Consider the following 19,423-nt stretch of genomic DNA (forward strand, 5'->3'; position numbering starts at 1 on the left):
GCGAAAGGCAGCGAGACAGATGAGCGACCAGAAAAAGCACGTGAACCCGATCCTGCGCCAGGGGCTCGAACTGGGGCCGACGGTGATCTTCTTTCTGCTTTACATGAAGCTGAAAGAGCACAGCTTTCTCATCGGCGGCACCGAATACTCCGGCTTCATCATCGCCACCGTCCTTTTCGTGCCGGTCCTTCTGATCTCGATCGGCTTTCTGTGGAAGCTGACCGGCCAGCTCAGCCGGCTGCAGATCTTCACCGCCTTCGTGGTGATCTTCTTCGGCGCGCTGACAGCCTGGTTCAACGACGAACGATTCTTCAAGATGAAGACCACCATCGTCTATGGGTTGTTCGCCGCGATCCTCGGCGTCGGGCTTTTGCAGGGCCGCTCTTATCTCGCCTATGTGCTGCACGAGATGATGCCGATGCAGGAAACCGGCTGGATGATCCTGACCCGCCGGCTCTGCTTCGGTTTCGCCGCGCTGGCGGTCGCGAACGAAGCGGTCTGGCGGACCATGTCCACCGACCTCTGGGTCAAGATCGAAACATTCGGCTTCCCGATCCTGCTGTTTCTCTATCTGTGGTGGCAGGTGATGACGTTGCAAAAATACCTGATCGACCCCGGCAACCGCGATCTTTGAGGCACCAAGGGCGCTGCGGGCTTGCTCCCGTGGCGCGTTTTGCTAGCCTGCCGCCGAAATCCGGCCCCTGCGGTCGGTCGTCTCCCCGGTTCAGGAGCCCCCGGCCATGTCCCTCCACTCCCTGCCCGACAGCGGTTTTCTTTCCGCCGCCTCGGATGAGCTGAAGCGAATGCTCTCGGCCCAGGCGGCAGAGATCACGCTGACCGAAGGTGAAGTCCTGTTCGAACAGGGCATATTGGGCGAATCGCTTTATGCCATCCTCGAAGGCCAGCTCGAATTCTCGATCCTCGCTGCCGACGGGCGCAAGCTGTCGCTCGACATGATGGGCCCCGGGGCGATCTTTGGCGAAATCACACTGTTCGATCCCGGCCCGCGCACCGCCACGGTGACAGCCCTGGCGCACTGCCGGCTGCTGCGGGTGCGCCACAAGGATGTGCTGAACAATATCCGCCACAATCCCGACCTGGCCGAGGATCTGATCCGGCTGGCCGGCCAGCGTATGCGCTGGATGGGCCGGCTGCTGAACGAACAGGTGTTCCTGCCGCTCCCTACCCGACTGGCCCGTAAGCTGCTGCATCTGACCGAGGTGGCCGGCGGCGATGGCGCCGCACTGGCGCTGTCGCAATCGGAACTGGCGGAGTTCGTCGGCGCCACCCGCGAGGCGGTATCGAAAACCCTCTCCGCCTGGCGCAAGGACGGGGTCATCACCGCCGCGCGTGGCGGGCTGGCCATCCGGGACCGCGACGCCCTGCTGGCCCTGGCCGACCCCGAGGCGATCTGATCGCCGACAACAAGACAATCGGCGTAAAGCACAAATTTCTTCGCGAATTCTCTTAGGTTGTGAACCAGGTCACAGAAGCCGGACCACAACACATCTAAGACAGGCGCAGGATGGCTGCATCGCCCCCACGACGTGGTTGTCCGGGGGGGGAGCAACCTCCTCAGTAGTATGAGCCGATCCATCTTTTCCCGTATCGTTACCGGACCGGTTCAGGTTCGAGCCATGTGTCCCCCGACACATGGCTCATTTTCCTTTAAATGGGGGCAAGCCCGCTGGAGGAAGTCCCGAAATTACAGGCTCAGAATTTCTTCTTGCCAATCTGATCCGGTTCCGCCGAACTTTGATCATTACGATTTTTTCCGGGAATGCCATTGGCTTCCCGTTCAAGGCGAGCCTTGCGTAAACGCTCTGTTCTGAGACGCCGCTGAGTCGTCTCATCGTCTACGATCTCCATTGCCGCGCGGGAGATTTTGTCCATCGGCGTTTCCGCACGAGGCGCCGTCATCTTGATCTTGTCTAATGTGATTTTTGTGGGTTTCGCCATTCTGCGCTTTCCTTCATTAGCGGCTTGTCTATGCCGCGTGACACATCTCTGCCGGCCAGAAAGGCCGGCCTCTTGCTGTCATCGGATCAAGCGCCAATTGGCAAAGGCGCGAAGCCGTCCCCCTTCGCTCTAGAAAGCCGCCACCATATCCGCACTAGCGCGTTCAGGCCTGAAGCCGGCCGTCTTCGCGGCCGAGACAAAAGCTTTGCGTGCCGCGTCCACTGTTGTCAGGCAATCCATTGCAGCATCGACCTGCTCGATCGCGTGTTCACGATCTCGGTCGGCAACAGGCCACTTCTTGCGAAGCCAGTAGCGAGCCTGTTCGATGGTGGTAAATTTCTGAGTATCTCCATCCTCTGAAACCACGAATGTCAGAGGCTTTCCCCAATTAATTTCTATCATAACTGTTACATTCCAAAATAAGCCATAACATCCCTCAAGGCACCGCCTGAGGGCACATCAAATACAAGGCGGGGCAGCCAAGAGGCCACCCCGCCGAATCGTTCCGAAGGACGTATATTACGCCAGCGCCAGATTGGACGCGGATTCACGACCATCCCGCCCGCTTTCGATATCGAAAGTCACGGCTTGGCCATCGTCCAGACGCTGAATGCCAGCGCGTTCCAGAGCGGAAATGTGAACAAAAATGTCCTTGCCGCCAGATTCAGGTGCGATGAAGCCGAAGCCTTTGGTTTGATTGAACCATTTCACGGTGCCATTAGCCATCGTGATGTCTCCTAGATAATTGCCGCCCACACAACGCGACGGCCCGGCCCAGTTTCGTCGTAAGAACTACTGAGGCCGCTAGGATACAGAAGGTCGAAAGAAGATGCTTTGCACCCTTTAGATGGGTGCCTGAGGCCAACATTGCAAGCTGAAAAGTGCTCACACGCAAAAGAAGCGTATCGCCGCCCGGGACTGGGGTCGGGATTCATAAAAAAAGGCCGGGCTAACTGCCCGGCCTTTCGAGTGACACGCTGAGCGTAGCTTACTTGCTGGTGTCGTCGATGCTGAGCGCGACGAAGCGCGGATCACCGCCGCGACGGATCAGCAACAGGATCGACTTGCGGCCAGCCTCCTTGGCATCGTCGATCCGGGCGGTCAGCTCGGCGATCGTCGTTACCTTCTGCTGCCCCGCCTCGGTGATCAGATCACCGGCGCGCATGCCCTTTTCAAAGGCTTCCGAGGCTTCGTTCACATCCGTGACCACCAGCCCCTTGGCATCGTCGGGCAGGCCCAGTTCCTGGCGCATCTCATCGTTCGGAACCACCAGCGACATACCCAGCATCTGCTGTTCGCTCGGGCTGGACTGATCGCCGTTCTCGGCGCCCGGTGCGGTCTTCTCGGCGTCCTCGCGACGGCCCAGCGTCACCAGCAGGGTCTTGGTGCCGCCTTCGCGATAGACCACCACACGCACCGTCTTGCCGACTTCGGTATTGCCGACCTGGCGGACCAGAGCGCGGGTGTCCTTCACCTCGACCCCGTCGAAGGTGACGATCACATCGCCCGACAGCATGCCCGAATCCTTGGCAGGACCGTCCGGCACATCGGTGACCAGCGCGCCTTCGGGCTTGGTCAGGCCAATCGCCTCGGCGACATCCTTGGTCACGTCCTGGATGCGCACCCCCAGCCAGCCACGGCGGGTTTCGCCGAATTGCTTGAGCTGATCGACCACCTTGCTGACCACGTTCGACGCCATCGAGAAGCCGATGCCGATCGAACCGCCATTGGGCGACAGGATCGCAGTATTGACGCCGATCACCTCGCCCTCCATGTCGAACAGCGGCCCGCCGGAGTTGCCGCGATTGATGGCGGCATCGGTCTGGATATAGTCGTCATAGGTGCCCGAAAGCGCCCGGTTCCGGGCCGAAACGATCCCGGCCGAAACCGAGAAGCCCTGCCCCAGCGGGTTACCCATGGCCATGACCCAATCGCCGACGCGGGCGGTATCGCTGTCCCCGAACTTGACGAAAGGCAGCGGTTCCTTGGCCTCGACCTTCAGCAGGGCGATATCGGTGTTCGGGTCGGTGCCGACAACCTTGGCCTCCAACTCCTTGCCGTCGAAGAATTCGATCTGAATCTGGTCAGCGCCGTCGATCACATGGTTGTTGGTGACGACATAACCGTCTTCGGACACCACGAAGCCCGACCCCAGCGCCGTCGAACGACGCGGTCGGTCCTGATCGCGATTGCGATCCTGGAAGTCCTTGAAGAAGTCCTCGAAAGGCGAGCCCTTGGGCACGATGCCCTGCGGCCCTGTGCGCCCTTCGACCATGGTTGTGGTGGTGATGTTGACCACCGCCGGGCTGACCTTATCGACCAGCGGGGCGAGGCTCTCCGGTCGCGCCTCGGCCAGCGCCACCTGCGCCAGAACCATGACCGCGGTCAGAAGGGTCAGCCAAAGCGTCCGGAAGCGGACGATCGGGCTGGCCAGCCCGTTGAATGAAGTGATTGCCTGTGGCTGCACTGATAGCCTCCTTGTCAAAGCCTTACGTCATCGGAAGCCCCGACCGACCTGTCGCCCCGAGGCTGTGTTCCCGGGGTGGAATGTAGTAACTCCCCCCCATGCTGCAACGAGTGTTGCATGATCTCAACGGCTTGTGAATCATGCGTGACGCCGCTTGACAGAACTCCGCCCAGCGACACGCCCAGATTTGGCACAAACCCCACCGCAGCAACAGCGCCGATGCGACAGAAATTCAGTGGATCGTCAGTTCTCCGCCGACCCTTTGTTTGCGGCGGGCGATCTGCAAATATTCAGCGCGAGTCTCAGGGGGCCAGGGCGCCCATCACGGAAGGGCAGCGGCATGAAAAACGAATATATCGCGGCAGGCGGAGTAGTCATTGCGGCGATCATCGGGGCAGTCGCGCTGTATTTGAGCAGTGGCGCCCCCCCCGCGTCGCAGCATATCGAAATCCGCACCTACAGCCACGATCAGGCTACAAACAACACCCAAATACACATCACCCCCTCCGATCCGCTGGACGCACTGACAGCGACCTTCACGCGCGACAAGAACCCGCTCACCCAGATTGCCTGCACTCTGGCCTGTCTCCCCTTCCCCTATGACATACAGGACAGCCAGGACGGCACGCTCGAAGTCTATACTTCGGGGTACTCTCGGCGCGACGATCAAGGGCGGAACCCTGATCGCCCGAGATGCCGGAGGCAGGATAATCGGACGCCACGAGATCGCCCCCGGCTATGCCTCTGCACCCTATGATTCGACCCGCCTGAAGGTGCCCGGCTTTCGCCCCGCCGAAGTCGCGAAGATCGACCTCACACTGAGGGGCAGTCCGGACGGTTTCGACAATACCGTTTTTGCCTGGAGCCGCAGCTTCCTGCTGGAAACCCAGGGGACCAGTCTCAGCGTCAAGGCGATTTCCCCGATCGACGTCAGCGTGCTTGACCCCGGCAAGGGTTAGGCCAACGGCGCCGCCGACTGGGACAGGCTGCCCATCGGGCCAGAAAAAAGGGCCGGCGCAACCGCCGGCCCTTTCCTGATCAACATCGTCCCAGGGGACGGAAACGCTTCCGTCACTTGCCGCCAGCGGCGGCACCCTCGGGGGATTTGAGATAATTGAAGAAGTCTGAATCCGGGCTGACAACCATCGAAGAATTGTTGCCCTTCAGCGCCCGATCATAGGCGGTGAGCGACCGATAGAAGGCAAAGAACTCGGGATCCTTGCCGAAGGCCTCCGCATAGATCTTGTTGCGCTCGGCATCGGCCTCACCGCGAATGATCTCGGCCTCACGCTGCGCATCGGACACCAGCTCGACCTTGGTCCGGTCGGCCTGGGCGCGGACCCGCTGCGCCGCCTCGTTGCCGCGGGCGCGTTCATCGGTGGCCTCGCGCTCGCGTTCGGCGCGCATCCGGTCGAAGGTGGCCGCGAGGTTCTGCGACGGCAGGTCAGTGGCCTTCAGCCGCACGTCGATGATATCGACCCCCAGCGCCCGCGCCTCGACCTCTGCGCCATCCCGGATACGTGCCATCAGCGCGGCACGATCCGAACTCAGGATATCGCCGGAGCTGACCGACCCCAGAACCTCCCGCGTTTTCGAGCGCAGGATGGAATCGAGCCGCGCCTCGGCGGCCGGCATGCCGCCGGTGCCGATGGCCTGGCGGAACCGCGTCACATCGGTGATCCGATAACGCGCGAAGGCATCGACCACCAGCCGGCGGTCATCGAGAGGCGTCACCTCGAGCGGTTGCACGTCCCGGCTGAGGATGCGGTCGTCATAGCGCACGACCTGCTGGATCAGCGGGATCTTGAAGGCCAGTCCCGGCTCTTCCTTGACCGACACCACGCGACCGAACTGTAGCACCAGCGCCTTCTGACGCTCGTCCACGATGAAGATCGACGACAGGCCGGCGGCCACCAGGATCACGACGATAGGCAGGATAAAGGTGGTCTTGCGCATCACTTGTTCTCCGGTTTGCTGGTGGCAGAGGCGGCGCCGTCCCGGCGCAGCTCGTTCAACGGCAGATAGGGCACGACGCCCTGCCCGGCGGCACCCTCATCGAGGATGATCTTGTCCATCCCGCCCAGCACCTTTTCCATGGTTTCCAGATACATCCGCTTGCGGGTGACATCCGGCGCCTTCTCGTATTCCTCGCGCACGGCGGAGAAGCGGCTTGCTTCACCCTGCGCCTCGTTGACGACCTGGGCACGATAGCCTTCGGCCTCTTCAAGAAGCTGGGCGGCCTGACCACGCGCTTCGGCCAACACCCGGTTGGCATAGGCGTCGGCGACGTTCTGCAGACGGTCGCGTTCCTGTTCGGCGGCCTGAACCTCGCGGAAGGCGTCGATCACCTGCTGCGGCGGATCGGCCTTGTCGAAGTTGACCCGGACGATATGAACGCCGCTGTCATAACTGTCGAGCGTGGTCTGGATCAGGTCGTGCAGCCGATCGGCGATCTGGCCGCGATCCCGGTTCAGGATCGGTGCCAGCTTCGACTGGGCGATGATTTCGCGCATCGCCGATTCCGAAACAGCGCGGATGGTCTGGCGCGGATCACGCAGGTTGAACAGATATTTCGCCGGGTCGCTGATGTTCCAGATCACCTGGAAGTCAATATCGACCACATTCTCGTCGCCGGTCAGCATCAGCCCCTGATCCTGGCCACGACCGGTGCCGATATCCTCGCGCTGTTCGGTGGTGACCGGGAGCACCTCAGCCGTGACCAACGGCCAGGGCGCGAAGTTCAGACCGGGCTCACCGATGCCGTAGAATTTGCCGAGAAACAGCTCGACCGATTTCTCTTCCGGCTTGACGGTATAAAAGCTCGCCACCCCCCAGAGGATGACGGCGGCGATCACGCCGAGCCCGATAGTGCCCTTGGTGAACATGGGCCCGCCCCCGCCCTGGCCCGACGGCCCGCCAGAGCCGCCCTTGCCACCGCGCCCGCCGATCAGCACGCGCAGTTGCTCCTGGCCCTTCTTCATCAGCTCGTCGATCTCTGGGATCTGCGGTCCGTCGTCTTCCGGGCGCCGGCCACCGCCGCCGCTGCCATTCGTTCCCCGGTCACCTCCGCCCCCGGACGACCCGCCACCCCCCCAGGGGCCACCGCTGTTACCCGCCATAAATTCTAGTCCTCTTTCATTCCGCCCGAAGCGGTTTGTCTCTGTCAGCTCTGCTGATCACTAAACTGTGTATGCAGCGCGAAAATTCAAGCGCTACGTACCGGCGACTTCATCGTCACGATTTCTTCGGCCATGGTCGGATGCACCGCGACCGTGCGGTCGAAATCCTCTTTCGTGGCCCCCATCTTGATCGCGACGCCGGCCAGCTGGATCATCTCTCCGGCACCCGGCGCGACGATATGACAGCCCAGAACCTTCCGCGTCGCCTTGCTGACCACCAGCTTCATCAGCACCCGGTCGGCCCGACCGGCAAAGCTCGACTGCATCGGCTTGAAGCTGGTCGAATAGATCTCGACCGGCTCTTGCTTGGCCGCAGCCTCTTCCGAAAGCCCCACCGTTCCCATTTCGGGCTGGGTGAAGATCGCAGTCGGGATCAGATCATGATCCACCGGCGTCGGGTTGCCCTTGAAGACGGTTTCGACAAAGGCCATGCCTTCGCGGATCGCAACCGGCGTCAGATTGACCCGATCGGTCACATCACCGATCGCATAGACCGACGGCACCGCGGTCTGGCTGTATTGATCGACCACGATCTCGCCCCGGCGGCCACGGGCGATGCCGATCTCCTCCAGCCCGAGATCATCCGCGTTGGGGCTGCGCCCGGTGGCGAACATCACCTGGTCGAAGACCCGCACCTGACCGTCGGTCGAGGTGACCCGGATGCCGTCGCCGTCACGGGCCAGCTCCTGCGCGTTGACGTTAAACTGCAGGTCGATGCCGCTTTTGACCATCTCTTCTCCGACCAGCTTGCGCGCCTCGTCATCGAAGCCACGCAGGATCTGTTCGCTGCGGCAATATTGCGTCACGGCCACGCCCAGACCGTTCAGAACTCCCGCGAATTCGCTGGCGATATACCCCCCGCCGACGATCAGGATGGATTTCGGCAGCTTCGGCAGATGGAAAATCTCGTTCGAGCTGATCCCCAGATCGGCCCCGGGCACATCGGGCAGCGACGGCCGCCCACCGGTGGCGATCAGGATATGCTTGGCGGTCTTGCGGCTGCCATCGGCCAGCTCCACGGTATGCGGATCAACCAGCCTGGCCCGCTGATCGAAGGTCTCGACCCCCGAATTCTTCAGCAGGTTTCGATAGATGCCTTCCAACCGGTCCAGTTCCGCCACCAGCTTGTCGTGAAAGACATTCCAGTCGAAATCGCCCGGAGCAATCGACCAGCCATAGGCCTGGGCATCCGCCACCATCGCGGAGTAACCACTGGCATAGACCATCAGCTTCTTCGGCACACAGCCGCGGATCACACAGGTCCCGCCATAGCGATCCTCTTCCGCCAGCGCCACTTTGGCTCCGCAGTCTCCCGCTGCGACACGCGCCGCGCGCACCCCGCCCGAGCCACCGCCGATGACGAATAGGTCGTAATCAAAGCTCATCGCCTGCCTCTCTCTTCAATCGCACCCCGTCCCGTCAGGAGTGACGCCTCATGTATTGCATCGGGTGTGAGAGTCCAACCGGCACGCAAGCGAAACCCAGGCGAAAACCCGATTTGTCGCGTCTTGGTGACCTTGCCACCGTCATCGGGGGCATTCACCATGCCCGTAGCCCATTCAGCATGCAACACAGGCACGGCCCCCCGGCGCCGCCCGAAGAAACGGCCCGGCGCGGGTTTGGTCTGCCGTCGGATTGAGAGACCACAGAATGGACAAGCCATGAGACGAAAGGTCCCGGAAAGGGGCCGCCCGCCCCGAAGGCCAATCGCGCCCCTACTGCGAACGCGCCCCCGCGGTTTTCGACAAGTTTTTCATCAGACTGCCGATATCCGTCATTGTGGCGTAGAAAATCTGCTGCGACGACGCACCTTCTTCGTAGTCCGAAAGTTCTTGCCTGCCTATCTCTGGTGCGGAAAATTGACCCTGATTTTCCTGCGCCCGTTCGATCGCTGCATAGACTCGCGCGGTAATCTCCGTCGTTGCAGAAAGGGAGCTTTGCGCAGTTTCCAACGTCCCCGAGAAACGCCCCCGCAAAGCCGCGCCGATATCGGCGTTCGTCAAGAATGACAAATGTTCCGCCCCCATCGTCAGCGTCGCAATTTTTGCTCCATCGGGGAATTTATTGAAATCATCTTTGAAATCATCAACCCCGATCATTAGCTGAGACACAGTCAGTCCGGCGACGATGACCAGCCCGCTCTGCGAATGTGAAACTTCTCCTCTGCCTGAAAGCACATCGGCCAACTTGACAGAGCCGCCTCCCTCGGCCGCTCCCGCCCAACGGAAGATAAAGAGGTTGTTCCGCGCCAAAGCCTGCGCCACCTCGTTGGCCTTTTCGTCCACCGAGGTATTCGCCTGCGTGACCTTGTTTGCGAGTGTCGAGAGATCGGCAGATGAGGTGCCTTTTTTCGCCTGAGCTTCAGCCAGAAACGCTCTTGCTGCGACAAGCTTCACGATCAGAACATTCAGCTCCATCAGTTCAGTTTTCACAGCTTGAACCGCGGCCTCTTCCGAAATCTCACCTGCCGCTTTCTTGAACTTGAATGTCCTCGTCAAAACATGAGTGCTGCCGTCGCTGCTGAAGCAAATGATCGAATTCGCCACCCGAAAGCTGCTGGCAAGGCAGGAGGCGCCCGGCGCCGGGACCGGCAGTTGCCCATTGATCGCGAGGAACCGGGATTGAAGCGGATAATTGAAATTGACCGGCCTGGAAATCTCACCATCATTCCCGACACTGATCGTCATATTGTCCAGCGCATTAACCGGCTGCGAACCACAGGCCACCAATCCGACGACTGCACCGAGCGACAGCAAAGCTTTAATAAAAGAAGACATGAAAACACCCCCAAAATACCCAAACAGGCTCTCCGGGAATCACTTTTCCAGTCAAAAATTCAAATACGAAGACCGTCACATATTGATGAAAAACAAATCATCCGCAAAAAAACAACGCCACACAATCGACTTCAAGGAAATCAATCTGAAAACAACAGACGATAGAATGCAATTTCCCTGAAATCGGGGAAGCTGGCAAGGTGGCGAGAATGGGCGCCTCGTATCAACCTTTACTCCGACAGATCTGTAAACAGGTTTTCGCTTTCGACGAAGTTCAGCCTGTCATGCTCGACCGTGCCCTCGTTGATGTCATGCAGCTCGACCCGGCCGTCGCCATGGCCGATCACCACCGTGTCGCAGATATCAATGAAAAGCCCGTTTTCAACCACGCCCGGCATCTGGTTCAGCACCAGCGCCAATTGCCGCGGGTTGCCGATACGGTGCAGATGCAAATCTAGGATGAAGTTGCCCTCGTCGGTGACGAAGGGCGCCTCACCGTTCATTCTGAGCGTCGCATCGCGGCCCAGAACGTCCATCGAGATCAAGGTTTCCTCGACCAGCGCCTGAGTGGTACGCCATCCGAAGGGCACCACCTCGACCGGCAGCGGGAAGGCCCCCAGCGTCTCGACCTTCTTGCCGGCATCGGCAATCACTACCATCCGGTCCGAGGCCGTCGCCACGATCTTTTCCTGCAGCAGCGCGCCGCCACCGCCCTTGATCAGGTTCAGATCGCCGTCATATTCATCGGCCCCGTCGATGGTCAGGTCGAGCCAGCGGGCCTCGTCCAGGCCGATCACCTCGATCCCCACTTCGCGGGCCAACGCGGCGGTGCGGGTCGAGGTCGGCACGCCCTTGAATTTCAACCCGTCCTGACGCACCAATTCCCCCAGACAGCGCACCAGCCAGGCGGCGGTGCTGCCGGTTCCCAAGCCCACGCGCATCCCGTCTTCGACGTAATCGGCCGCCCGGCGGGCAGCGACGAATTTGGCCTTGTCGATTGGGGACAATTCTCCGGTCATGGCACAGCCTCTTTGTCACAGGGTCACTCAACTTATAGGCAACGCGCCCCGCTTCTGCGAGTGCTATTCATCCCCGCCCTGAGCGGCTGGTGACAATGTCGGTGGCTGGTGCGCCTTTTGCACTCGGGCAATCACCTTTTTCATCAGATCGAGGAATTGCGCCATGTTTCTGACACTGAGCGCCCAGGGCGGACAGTTCGACACCGGCGTTGCCATCGGTCAGACACTGGACTGGCTGGCGGGCCGTCAACATCCCCCTCCTCGGCCTCCGCATGCGCATGCGCCGACGGGCAGCGGATCGCCGCCCGTCGGGTCGATGTGCACGACTGAAGGCGCTTCCTCTCACGTCCCCACGCGCGACAGGAAAGACATCACTTCGGTTGATAAAAGTCTGAAGTCTTCTCGCGTCCTGCCAGCCACCAGCCCGACTGCGCCGGCCAAGTGCTGTAGTCCGTATCATGGCCCAGCGCCTGAGCGGCATGCAGCGCCCACATCGGATCAACCAGAGCCTCACGCCCGATGGCGATCAGATCGGCCTTGCCCTCGGTCAGGATATCCTCGGCCTGCTGCGGATGGGTGATCAGGCCGACGGCCATGGTGGCAAGGCCTGCCTCGCGCCGCACGGCATCGGCATAGGGCACCTGGAACCCGGGCTGACGCTTGCCGCCGCCCGCCGCCGTCGCCGCCCCGGCGATGCCGGAGGAGGAACAATCCATCACGTCGACACCCAGCACCTTCAGCCGTTTGGCCAGCTCCACCGTATCGGGCAGGGTCCAGCCCGCCGGATCACCGTCAACGGCGGAGATGCGGAAGAACACCGGCAAATCCTCGGGCCAGATGGCCCGTACCGCTTCGGTCACCTCCAGCGCCAACCGCATCCGCCCCTCCAGATCACCGCCATATCTATCGGTCCGCCTGTTCGACAGCGGCGACAGGAAGGAATGGATCAGATAGCCATGCGCGCCGTGCACCTCGACGATCTTGTAACCGGCAGCCAGTGCCCGGCGGGCGGCGGCGGCAAAATCCTCAACCAACGTGGCGATCTCGGCCTTGCTCAGTGCATGGGGCATCGGCCAGCCCTCGCCCACCGGGATCTCCGACGGGCCGACCGGCGTCCAGGGCATATCCCCCCGGGCAAGGTCGGCCTCGGTCAGCGGGCCGTTGCCGAACCAAGGCCGCTGCATCCCAGACTTGCGCCCGGCATGGCCAAGCTGCACTGCCGGGATGGCACCATGTTGCAATGCGAATTGCGCCACCCGGGCATGGCCGATGATCTGGCTGTCGGACCAAAGCCCGGGGCAGCCATGGGTGATCCGCCCGCCCTTCTGCACCGCCGTCGCCTCGGTGAAAATGATCCCGGCCCCGCCCATGGCGAAGCGTCCGAGGTTGACCAGGTGCCAATCATCCAGATGCCCCTCATGCGCGGAATACTGGCACATCGGCGAAATCACCACACGGTTGCGGCTGGTGATCCCGCGCAGAGAAAGCGGGCGAAAAAGATGCGTTGTATCGGTCAAGGCGAAGCTCCGGGCGTTACTGTTTATCTCGAGTCGGGCACAAGCTATCCTGCCGGGGGTCGCGCCCGCAATCGGCCCGAGATCATCCTGCAGCACGGGCGTTCACAAGTGCCGGAGATGACTTGTTTCCGATAGGAAACGTCGTTTTGTGGCGCCCCCTTGTCGCTGCGGCCTGCTAGGATCACCGCATGAGCCTGCCTGACCACCTTCATGACACCTCCGACACAACTGCGCCCGCCTCCCGTCCGGCGCGGAAGGATCGCGGGCGGGCTGACGTCTTTTTCACCCCCTCCCCTCCTCCTCCCGCCTGAAGGATCCACCAGCGACATGTTCCTCTCTGTCTTCGATATGTTCAAAGTGGGCGTCGGTCCCTCCTCCTCGCATACCATGGGGCCGATGGTTGCCGGGGCGCGATTTCTTGATCGGATCCGCGCCGCCCCCTTCGGCGTGACCGGGCTCCGCGCTTCGTTACACGGCTCTCTGGCCTTCACCGGCGTCGGGCATGCCACCGACCGGGCGACGATCCTCGGGCTCGCCGGCTTCCGCCCCGACACCTATGACGGTGAAAAAGCCGAAGCCGTGCTGGCGGCGATCCACCGGACAAAAACCATTCCGGTCGACGATCTGGGCGACCTGCGCTTCGCCCCCGATCGCGATCTGATCTTCGACTATGACACGCCACTTCCCGGACACGCCAACGCGATGGTGCTGATGGCAACCGATGCCCAAGGCGACGTCATCCTGCGCGAAGTCTATTATTCTGTCGGGGGCGGCTTCGTGCTGACCGAAGCCGAACTCGCCGCAGGCCGGGATACCGATGACGGCCCCCCCGTCCCCCATCCGTTCCGCTCAGCCGCCCAGATGCTGGAGATGGCGCAAACCAGCGGCAAGACCATCGCCGCGATGAAACGCTCCAACGAGATTTCACGCGGCAGCCGGGACGCTCTGGCCAAGGGGATCGCCCGGACCTGGGAGGTGATGAACGCCTGCATCGACCGCGGACTGACCACCGACGGCATCCTGCCCGGCGGGCTAAAGGTCCGACGCCGCGCCAAGGGCATCCATGATGCGCTGCAGGCAGAGCGCGGCATGAATCTTTCGGCGCCGCATGTGATCAACGACTGGATTTCCGTCTATGCGCTGGCCGTCAACGAAGAGAACGCTGCTGGCGGTCAGGTAGTGACCGCGCCCACCAATGGCGCCGCCGGTGTGGTGCCGGCGGTGATCCGCTATTGGCTGGACCATGTGCCCGGCGCCACCCCCGCACGGATTGAGGAATTCCTGCTGACCGCTGCCGCGATTGGCGGGTTGGTGAAATACAACGCCTCGATCTCAGGCGCCGAGGCCGGTTGCCAGGCCGAAGTCGGCAGCGCCGCCGCCATGGCCGCAGCCGGCCTCTGCGCAGTGATGGGCGGCACGCCCGAGCAGATCGAGAACGCCGCCGAGATCGCGCTGGAGCATCATCTGGGCATGACCTGCGATCCGGTGAAGGGGCTGGTGCAGGTGCCCTGCATCGAACGCAACGGCCTCGGGGCGATCAAGGCGGTCAGCGCAGCGAGCTTGGCCTTGCGCGGCGACGGCCAGCATTTCGTTCCGCTCGACGCCTGTATCGAAACGATGCGGCAAACCGGTCGGGACATGCATGAGCATTACAAGGAAACCTCGCTGGGGGGGCTGGCGGTGAACGTGCCGAACTGCTGAAAGATCCGATGCAGTCCTGATAGCGTGTCCGGCCAACCGCAGCTTGCTTCCACGATCAGACACAGCCGGCGCCGGTTTCGACGTGACGGGGAAAAAATTCCCCTTCACCCGGAACTTGCAGGATTCCGTTTTGCCCCCTAGCGTTCATGCATGACCGATGATCGGCCCGTTCTGGGCATAATCTTCATGCTGCTGTTTTGCGTGATCGCCCCCATGGGCGATGCGGTGGCCAAACTTCTGGGCGGTCATGTGCCGCTGGGCCAGCTGCTGCTGGCGCGCTTTGCAACACAGTCGATCCTGCTGCTGCCGATCGTCGCGCAAAGCGGCCGGCTGTGGCGCATGTCGCCGCGCATCTTCTGGCTGATGGTCCTGCGTACCCTGCTGCACATGAGCGGCATCGGCTTCATGTTCTCGGCGCTCAGATTCCTGCCGCTGGCCGACGCCACCGCGATCGCCTTCGTGATGCCTTTCCTGATGCTGCTGCTGGGCAAATTCGTACTGCACGAAGAGGTCGGTTTCCGCCGACTGGCCGCCTGTGCGGTAGGCTTCGGCGGCACCCTTCTGGTGATCCAGCCAAGCTTTGCCTCGGTCGGTTGGCCGGCGCTGCTGCCCCTCGGCGTGGCAGTGGTCTTCTCCCTGTTCATGCTGGTCACCCGTCAACTGGCCAAGGATACCGACCCGATCGGCCTGCAGGCAATCAGCGGTGTGATCGCCTGCGCGATCATGCTGCCGGTTCTGCTGATCGGACAGAGCAACGACATCGAGATCCTCAGCCTGGTCGCGCCCAACCTCGGCGACTGGCTGCGCCTTCTCGCCATCGGCGTCCTCGGCACTGCCGCGCATCTGGTGATGACCTGGTCGCTGCGCTATGCCCCGGCCGCCACGCTGGCGCCGATGCAATATCTGGAAATCCCCGTTGCCACCTTCGTCGGCTGGGTAATCTTCCACGATCTGCCCAATGACGAGGCCGCGATCGGCATCCTGATCACCATTGCCGCGGGCCTGTATATCGTGCTGCGCGAACGCGCCATGGCCCGCGCGATGGCCCGCGCCGCTAAGTCCCCCGGCTGAGCGCCGCCGCCACCGCCATCAGCGCCCGCCGCGGCAGGATCGTCAGCATCCCCGGCCCGTCGGTTTCGATGGTGACCGGTCCCAGCGCCCGATTCGATGTACCAACCCTCCCGTCCGGCGCGAAGTGGAGCCCGTCGATCGGCCATTCGAGCCCGTCCGAACGGCCCGTCACCCGCCCCATCGGAAATAGAGACACCACATCTCCCGCCAGCAGATCGAGACGAAGCCGCGCCGGGGCATGGAAAACCACCTCGTGGGCGCCCAGCAGGATACAGGGGCGATGCGCATGGCGCACCAGCACGTTGAACGCGGCAAGCTGGTGATCGACGCGATCGCCCAGAAACCCCACCGCCACCACCAAGGGCGCCGCAACCGACCGCAGCGCCTTGTCGAAATCCGTGCTCTCCTGTTCCCCGATGGGAAACAACCGGCTGGCCGGAATCCGCGCCCGCACCGTTTCCGGGATGGAATCGAAATCACCGATCACCGCCTGGGGCATATATCCTGCCGCCAGCGCCGCAGCGGCGCCCCCATCGGCCGCCACCAGCTCAGGCGCAAGTGCCAGCGCCGTTTCCAGATCGTTGACACCGACAGCACCACCGCCGATCAAGGTAACAGGGACTTCAGACTGGACAATGATTGAGTTCATATCGCGATTTATGATGCTTTTGGAAACAGATCACAATCTGGTCACAAAATGATACGGTGATGGGCACAGATTCGGACCGAATTTGTCTTGTCCGGGGTGTTAGGTCAGTCCAACGGTTTTTAAAAGGACGAGCAGCCTATGGTACAAAGCAACAAGGTGTTGACCGTTTCATACGGCACATTCTCGTGCACGCTCGAAGGGTTCGAGGACTCGTTCGACACGATGAAGGCGATTGCGGAATATTTCCGCGATCTGGCTGCTGACGACCGCTATTTCGGAGCCGAACCGCCACAGCCGGATGCCGACATGCTGGCCCGCATTGCCGAGCGTGAGATCGCCCGCCAGGTGGAGGCGCGCCGCGACGGTTCGGGCTTTTATCTGCGCGCCGCCGAAGCCGGCCCGGCGCCAATGCCCCCGGCCAGGCCAATGCCCCCGACCGAGGATGACATCGTCGCCGAGGCCACGCTGGCCGAAGCCGAAGCGCAGCAGGACGAACAAACCACCCCGCAGGCCGCTGCCGCGCAGCCGGTCGATGCGCCTCAAGCCTCCGCCCAGGCAGCGCCCGCAACGGTCGAAACCACGACCCAACCGATGCTGGCGGACCTTGGCGAAGCGACACTCGCCGAGGCGGTCCCGAATCAGGATGCGGTCGCGGCCTTCATGGCCACCGCAGAACCGGTCGAGGACATCGAGGAGGACGAGGAGACCGAACTGGCCGAACTGATGGCCGATCCGGTCACCGAGTCCCCTGCGGCATCGCCCGACAGCATCGCCGCCAAGCTGCAGCGCATCCGCGCCGTGGTGTCACGCAACGAAAAGGCGGCCCCTGCGGCAGTGCATGCCGACGATCAGCATTCGGACAACGATTTCCTGGCCCGGGCTGCGCGCGACATCGCCGCAGCGCTCGACGAGGACCACGAGGAGATCGCACCCGAGATCGAAACCCGGATTGAGGAAGCTGCCGAGGGACCTGCCAGTGAACAGACGCCAGAGGTTCCGCTGGTCCTGACCGACGAGCTGCCCCAGCCGGAAGAGGACGCCATCCGCGAGGACGATCACGACGACACGCTGTTCGCCGATCTCGACCGAGATGCACCGCAGGCTGCCGCCGATGCTGATGAGACCGCCGACGACGACCTCTCCGAGGAAGGCGACCGGCCTCATGCCCGGGTGCTCAAGATCAAACGCGCCGAGCTTGAAGCCGCGCTCGCCGCAGGCGATCTCGAGGAAGTCGAAGACGACGAAGACGCCGATATCGAACTGGAAGTCGAGGACGACGAGGACAGCAGCGCCGACGATCATATCGCCGTCACTCTCACGCATCCGCAACGGCCAGCCCATCCGCTGCCGCCCGGCACGCTTTCGCCCGAGGACGAAGCCGATCTGATGCGCGAACTGGCAGAGGTCGAGGCCGAGCTGCGCGGCGATGATATCGAGGAGGAAGAGACCGGCACCGCCATCGCTGCGGATCACCTCGTGACAGCAGACGCGCAGGCCGCCGCCGCCACCGAGGACAGCCAGTCCGACCTGTCGCGCCTGATGGCCGCCGCCGACGCCCGGCTGGACGACCCGGAAACCGCCTCCACCCGCGAGACCTATTCGCATCTGCGCGCCGCCGTCGCCGCCACCGAGGCGGAGAATTCCGCCAGCGGGCTGGCGCCGAAACACCCCGATGCCGATGCCTATCGCGACGATCTCGCCCGGGTGGTACATCCGCGCCGTCCTGCCGCGAGCGCACCACAAGGCCGCCGCGGCGGTGAGCCGCGCCCGGCGCCGCTGAAACTGGTGGCCGAACAGCGGGTCGACGACATGGCGCCGGCACCGGCGCGCCCCGGCCCGGTGCGCCCGCGCCGCGTCGCCGCAGCCCACGAAGCGCCGCGTCCGACCGAGGTGCCCTCTGGCAGTTTTGCGCAATTTGCCCATGAGATGGGCGCGACCGAGCTGCCCGCCCTGCTGGAAGCCGCCGCCGCCTATATGCAATTCGTCGAGGGGCGCGAACAATTCACCCGCCCGCAACTGATCCACAAGGCGCGCGAGGCCTCCGTCGAGGAGTTCAACCGCGAGGACGGGTTGCGCAGCTTCGGCGTGCTGCTGCGCGAAGGCAAGATCGTCAAGAAGGACCCGGGCCGCTTCGTCGCCTCGGGAGAGATCGGCTTCCAGCCGACATCGTCCACCCGCGCGGCGGGCTGAACCGAAGATTTCGCGGCGCGGCTTTTGAAAGCCCGCCCACCTGGGGGAAAGGCAGGCCTTGCGCCTGCCTTTTCATTTTTCGCCTGGGACACAGGCCGCCACCCAGCCCCATTTCCCCACTGCATTTCCCCATTGCGCCCGTCCTCGGCAACCGGCAGCGTCGCGCCATGGACCAGCTCAAGATCAGACCGACGGATCACGACGATCTCGACCCCTTGCTCGATCTCTATCGACACCTCGACGCCGAGGATACCCGCCCGACGCCCCGGCAGGCAGCAGAGAGCTTTGACCGGTTCCTCCGCTATCCCGGCAGCGCCATCTTTCTGGGGGAGGTCGATGGGCTGCCCGCCTGTTCCTGCACATTGGTGGTCATCCCCAATTTGACGCGCGGCGGCCGTCCCTATGGGCTGATCGAAAACGTGGTGACCCATGCGCGGTTTCGCCAGCGCGGTTACGGCAAGGCAATACTGGACGCCGCGACCGAAGCGGCCTGGCGGGAAGACTGTTACAAGGTGATGCTGATGACCGGATCGAAGACGCCTGCCACCCTCGCCTTCTATGCCGGCGCGGGGTTCGAACAGTCGAAAACCGGTTTCCAGAAACGCCGTCTGCCGGCGCGGAAAGAGCCCTAGGCGCTAGGGCTCTTCGCTCTCGTCACGGTCGTCCTCCGCCTTGGGATCAGCTTGGCCGACCCCGCGAAAGACGAATTTGAACGGCAGCGCCCAGAGGATGCCGAGCGCCACATAGACCAGAAGTTCCACCCAGAGCGGAGGCCGGTCGAGCCAGTTCAGCAGCGTCACCGCCACGACGATATAGGCCGGCATCCCCACCAGCAGGATCACCAGCGACCAGCGCCGCCGGGCCTTGTAGCTGAGAGTGGGGTCACCGGCCATC

19 protein-coding genes are annotated in these 19,423 nt (G+C 62.8%); 7 read left to right on the top strand and 12 right to left on the bottom strand.

Annotated features, from left to right (window positions below):
* Window positions 1-19 precede the first annotated feature (19 nt).
* Together G455_RS0110580 and G455_RS0110585 are read left to right on the top strand one after the other, a co-directional pair.
* Window positions 20-634 (top strand): inner membrane-spanning protein YciB, encoded by a 615-nt coding sequence (locus G455_RS0110580; protein WP_028093679.1) that lies wholly within the window; start codon window positions 20-22, stop codon window positions 632-634.
* A 106-nt stretch (window positions 635-740) separates the two neighbouring features.
* Window positions 741-1,415, top strand: a complete 675-nt coding sequence (locus G455_RS0110585) for a Crp/Fnr family transcriptional regulator (protein WP_028093680.1) — start codon at window positions 741-743, stop codon at window positions 1,413-1,415.
* A gap of 298 nt (window positions 1,416-1,713) precedes the next feature.
* Here G455_RS0110585 and G455_RS23825 read toward each other — a convergent pair whose 3' ends face one another.
* The 4 genes from G455_RS23825 to G455_RS0110605 all read right to left on the bottom strand — a co-directional run bounded on the left by G455_RS23825 (window position 1,714) and on the right by G455_RS0110605 (window position 4,426).
* Entirely contained in the window at window positions 1,714-1,959 is a 246-nt protein-coding gene (locus tag G455_RS23825; protein ID WP_035366590.1) for a hypothetical protein, read from the bottom strand.
* Between the two features lie 129 nt (window positions 1,960-2,088).
* The gene (locus tag G455_RS0110595) at window positions 2,089-2,361 is read right to left on the bottom strand and encodes a DUF982 domain-containing protein (protein ID WP_154664366.1); all 273 of its coding nucleotides are present in this window, start codon (window positions 2,359-2,361) and stop codon (window positions 2,089-2,091) included.
* A 117-nt stretch (window positions 2,362-2,478) separates the two neighbouring features.
* Window positions 2,479-2,685, bottom strand: coding sequence for a cold-shock protein (locus G455_RS0110600; protein ID WP_028093682.1), 207 nt, complete (start codon window positions 2,683-2,685; stop codon window positions 2,479-2,481).
* Between the two features lie 262 nt (window positions 2,686-2,947).
* Window positions 2,948-4,426, bottom strand: coding sequence for a DegQ family serine endoprotease (locus G455_RS0110605; RefSeq protein WP_028093683.1), 1,479 nt, complete (start codon window positions 4,424-4,426; stop codon window positions 2,948-2,950).
* Window positions 4,427-5,025: 599 nt separating this feature from the next.
* Between G455_RS0110605 and G455_RS26380 the strand changes: the two genes are divergently transcribed.
* Window positions 5,026-5,385 (top strand): hypothetical protein, encoded by a 360-nt coding sequence (locus G455_RS26380; RefSeq protein WP_154664367.1) that lies wholly within the window; start codon window positions 5,026-5,028, stop codon window positions 5,383-5,385.
* Window positions 5,386-5,497: 112 nt separating this feature from the next.
* Here G455_RS26380 and hflC read toward each other — a convergent pair whose 3' ends face one another.
* From hflC to G455_RS0110645, 6 genes are all read right to left on the bottom strand, one after another.
* Window positions 5,498-6,382: a protease modulator HflC gene (gene hflC, locus G455_RS0110620; RefSeq protein WP_028093686.1), complete on the bottom strand. Its 885-nt coding sequence runs from the start codon at window positions 6,380-6,382 to the stop codon at window positions 5,498-5,500.
* Window positions 6,382-7,545, bottom strand: a complete 1,164-nt coding sequence (gene hflK, locus G455_RS0110625) for an FtsH protease activity modulator HflK (RefSeq protein ID WP_028093687.1) — start codon at window positions 7,543-7,545, stop codon at window positions 6,382-6,384. Before hflK ends, hflC begins: the two co-directional genes overlap by 1 nt.
* A gap of 86 nt (window positions 7,546-7,631) precedes the next feature.
* A complete protein-coding gene (gene gor / locus G455_RS0110630; RefSeq protein WP_028093688.1) occupies window positions 7,632-8,990 on the bottom strand; it encodes a glutathione-disulfide reductase in 1,359 nt (452 codons plus the stop codon).
* Between the two features lie 330 nt (window positions 8,991-9,320).
* Window positions 9,321-10,382 (bottom strand): hypothetical protein, encoded by a 1,062-nt coding sequence (locus tag G455_RS0110635; RefSeq protein WP_154664368.1) that lies wholly within the window; start codon window positions 10,380-10,382, stop codon window positions 9,321-9,323.
* A gap of 230 nt (window positions 10,383-10,612) precedes the next feature.
* The gene (gene rpiA / locus G455_RS0110640) at window positions 10,613-11,401 is read right to left on the bottom strand and encodes a ribose-5-phosphate isomerase RpiA (protein WP_028093690.1); all 789 of its coding nucleotides are present in this window, start codon (window positions 11,399-11,401) and stop codon (window positions 10,613-10,615) included.
* Window positions 11,402-11,772: 371 nt separating this feature from the next.
* A complete protein-coding gene (locus G455_RS0110645; protein ID WP_028093691.1) occupies window positions 11,773-12,918 on the bottom strand; it encodes an NADH:flavin oxidoreductase/NADH oxidase in 1,146 nt (381 codons plus the stop codon).
* Window positions 12,919-13,245: 327 nt separating this feature from the next.
* On the opposite strand from G455_RS0110645, the gene G455_RS0110650 reads away from it, so the two are divergent.
* Window positions 13,246-14,619 (top strand): L-serine ammonia-lyase, encoded by a 1,374-nt coding sequence (locus G455_RS0110650; protein ID WP_028093692.1) that lies wholly within the window; start codon window positions 13,246-13,248, stop codon window positions 14,617-14,619.
* 150 nt (window positions 14,620-14,769) lie between these two features.
* The gene (locus G455_RS0110655; RefSeq protein WP_028093693.1) at window positions 14,770-15,690 is read left to right on the top strand and encodes a DMT family transporter; all 921 of its coding nucleotides are present in this window, start codon (window positions 14,770-14,772) and stop codon (window positions 15,688-15,690) included.
* On the opposite strand, the gene G455_RS0110660 is transcribed toward G455_RS0110655, so the two are convergent.
* Window positions 15,674-16,339, bottom strand: a complete 666-nt coding sequence (locus G455_RS0110660; RefSeq protein WP_028093694.1) for a thiamine diphosphokinase — start codon at window positions 16,337-16,339, stop codon at window positions 15,674-15,676. The two genes, G455_RS0110655 and G455_RS0110660, sit on opposite strands and share 17 nt — an antisense overlap.
* Window positions 16,340-16,477: 138 nt before the next feature.
* On the opposite strand from G455_RS0110660, the gene G455_RS0110665 reads away from it, so the two are divergent.
* On the top strand, window positions 16,478-18,529 hold the full coding sequence (locus G455_RS0110665) for a hypothetical protein (protein WP_028093695.1): 2,052 nt from the start codon (window positions 16,478-16,480) through the stop codon (window positions 18,527-18,529).
* Window positions 18,530-18,696: 167 nt separating this feature from the next.
* The gene (locus G455_RS0110670) at window positions 18,697-19,161 is read left to right on the top strand and encodes a GNAT family N-acetyltransferase (RefSeq protein WP_028093696.1); all 465 of its coding nucleotides are present in this window, start codon (window positions 18,697-18,699) and stop codon (window positions 19,159-19,161) included.
* Window positions 19,162-19,164: 3 nt separating this feature from the next.
* Here the strand turns inward: G455_RS0110670 and G455_RS0110675 are convergent, their stop codons facing one another.
* Window positions 19,165-19,422, bottom strand: a complete 258-nt coding sequence (locus G455_RS0110675; RefSeq protein ID WP_028093697.1) for a DUF2842 domain-containing protein — start codon at window positions 19,420-19,422, stop codon at window positions 19,165-19,167.
* Between the last annotated feature and the right edge of the window lies 1 nt (window position 19,423).

The organism is Pseudodonghicola xiamenensis DSM 18339, from assembly GCF_000429365.1.
Taxonomy (GTDB): Bacteria; Pseudomonadota; Alphaproteobacteria; order Rhodobacterales; family Rhodobacteraceae; genus Pseudodonghicola; species Pseudodonghicola xiamenensis.

What these genes read in the sequence shown, in the direction of transcription:
- G455_RS0110580 (WP_028093679.1), top strand. Translation starts at nt 20, where the DNA reads ATGAGCGACCAGAAAAAGCACGTGAACCCGATCCTGCGCCAGGGGCTC.
- G455_RS0110585 (WP_028093680.1), top strand. Translation starts at nt 741, where the DNA reads ATGTCCCTCCACTCCCTGCCCGACAGCGGTTTTCTTTCCGCCGCCTCG.
- G455_RS23825 (WP_035366590.1), bottom strand. Translation starts at nt 1,959, where the DNA reads ATGGCGAAACCCACAAAAATCACATTAGACAAGATCAAGATGACGGCG.
- G455_RS0110595 (WP_154664366.1), bottom strand. Translation starts at nt 2,361, where the DNA reads ATGATAGAAATTAATTGGGGAAAGCCTCTGACATTCGTGGTTTCAGAG.
- G455_RS0110600 (WP_028093682.1), bottom strand. Translation starts at nt 2,685, where the DNA reads ATGGCTAATGGCACCGTGAAATGGTTCAATCAAACCAAAGGCTTCGGC.
- G455_RS26380 (WP_154664367.1), top strand. Translation starts at nt 5,026, where the DNA reads ATGACATACAGGACAGCCAGGACGGCACGCTCGAAGTCTATACTTCGG.
- hflC (WP_028093686.1), bottom strand. Translation starts at nt 6,382, where the DNA reads ATGCGCAAGACCACCTTTATCCTGCCTATCGTCGTGATCCTGGTGGCC.
- hflK (WP_028093687.1), bottom strand. Translation starts at nt 7,545, where the DNA reads ATGGCGGGTAACAGCGGTGGCCCCTGGGGGGGTGGCGGGTCGTCCGGG.
- gor (WP_028093688.1), bottom strand. Translation starts at nt 8,990, where the DNA reads ATGAGCTTTGATTACGACCTATTCGTCATCGGCGGTGGCTCGGGCGGG.
- G455_RS0110635 (WP_154664368.1), bottom strand. Translation starts at nt 10,382, where the DNA reads ATGTCTTCTTTTATTAAAGCTTTGCTGTCGCTCGGTGCAGTCGTCGGA.
- rpiA (WP_028093690.1), bottom strand. Translation starts at nt 11,401, where the DNA reads ATGACCGGAGAATTGTCCCCAATCGACAAGGCCAAATTCGTCGCTGCC.
- G455_RS0110650 (WP_028093692.1), top strand. Translation starts at nt 13,246, where the DNA reads ATGTTCCTCTCTGTCTTCGATATGTTCAAAGTGGGCGTCGGTCCCTCC.
- G455_RS0110655 (WP_028093693.1), top strand. Translation starts at nt 14,770, where the DNA reads ATGACCGATGATCGGCCCGTTCTGGGCATAATCTTCATGCTGCTGTTT.
- G455_RS0110660 (WP_028093694.1), bottom strand. Translation starts at nt 16,339, where the DNA reads ATGAACTCAATCATTGTCCAGTCTGAAGTCCCTGTTACCTTGATCGGC.
- G455_RS0110665 (WP_028093695.1), top strand. Translation starts at nt 16,478, where the DNA reads ATGGTACAAAGCAACAAGGTGTTGACCGTTTCATACGGCACATTCTCG.
- G455_RS0110670 (WP_028093696.1), top strand. Translation starts at nt 18,697, where the DNA reads ATGGACCAGCTCAAGATCAGACCGACGGATCACGACGATCTCGACCCC.
- G455_RS0110675 (WP_028093697.1), bottom strand. Translation starts at nt 19,422, where the DNA reads ATGGCCGGTGACCCCACTCTCAGCTACAAGGCCCGGCGGCGCTGGTCG.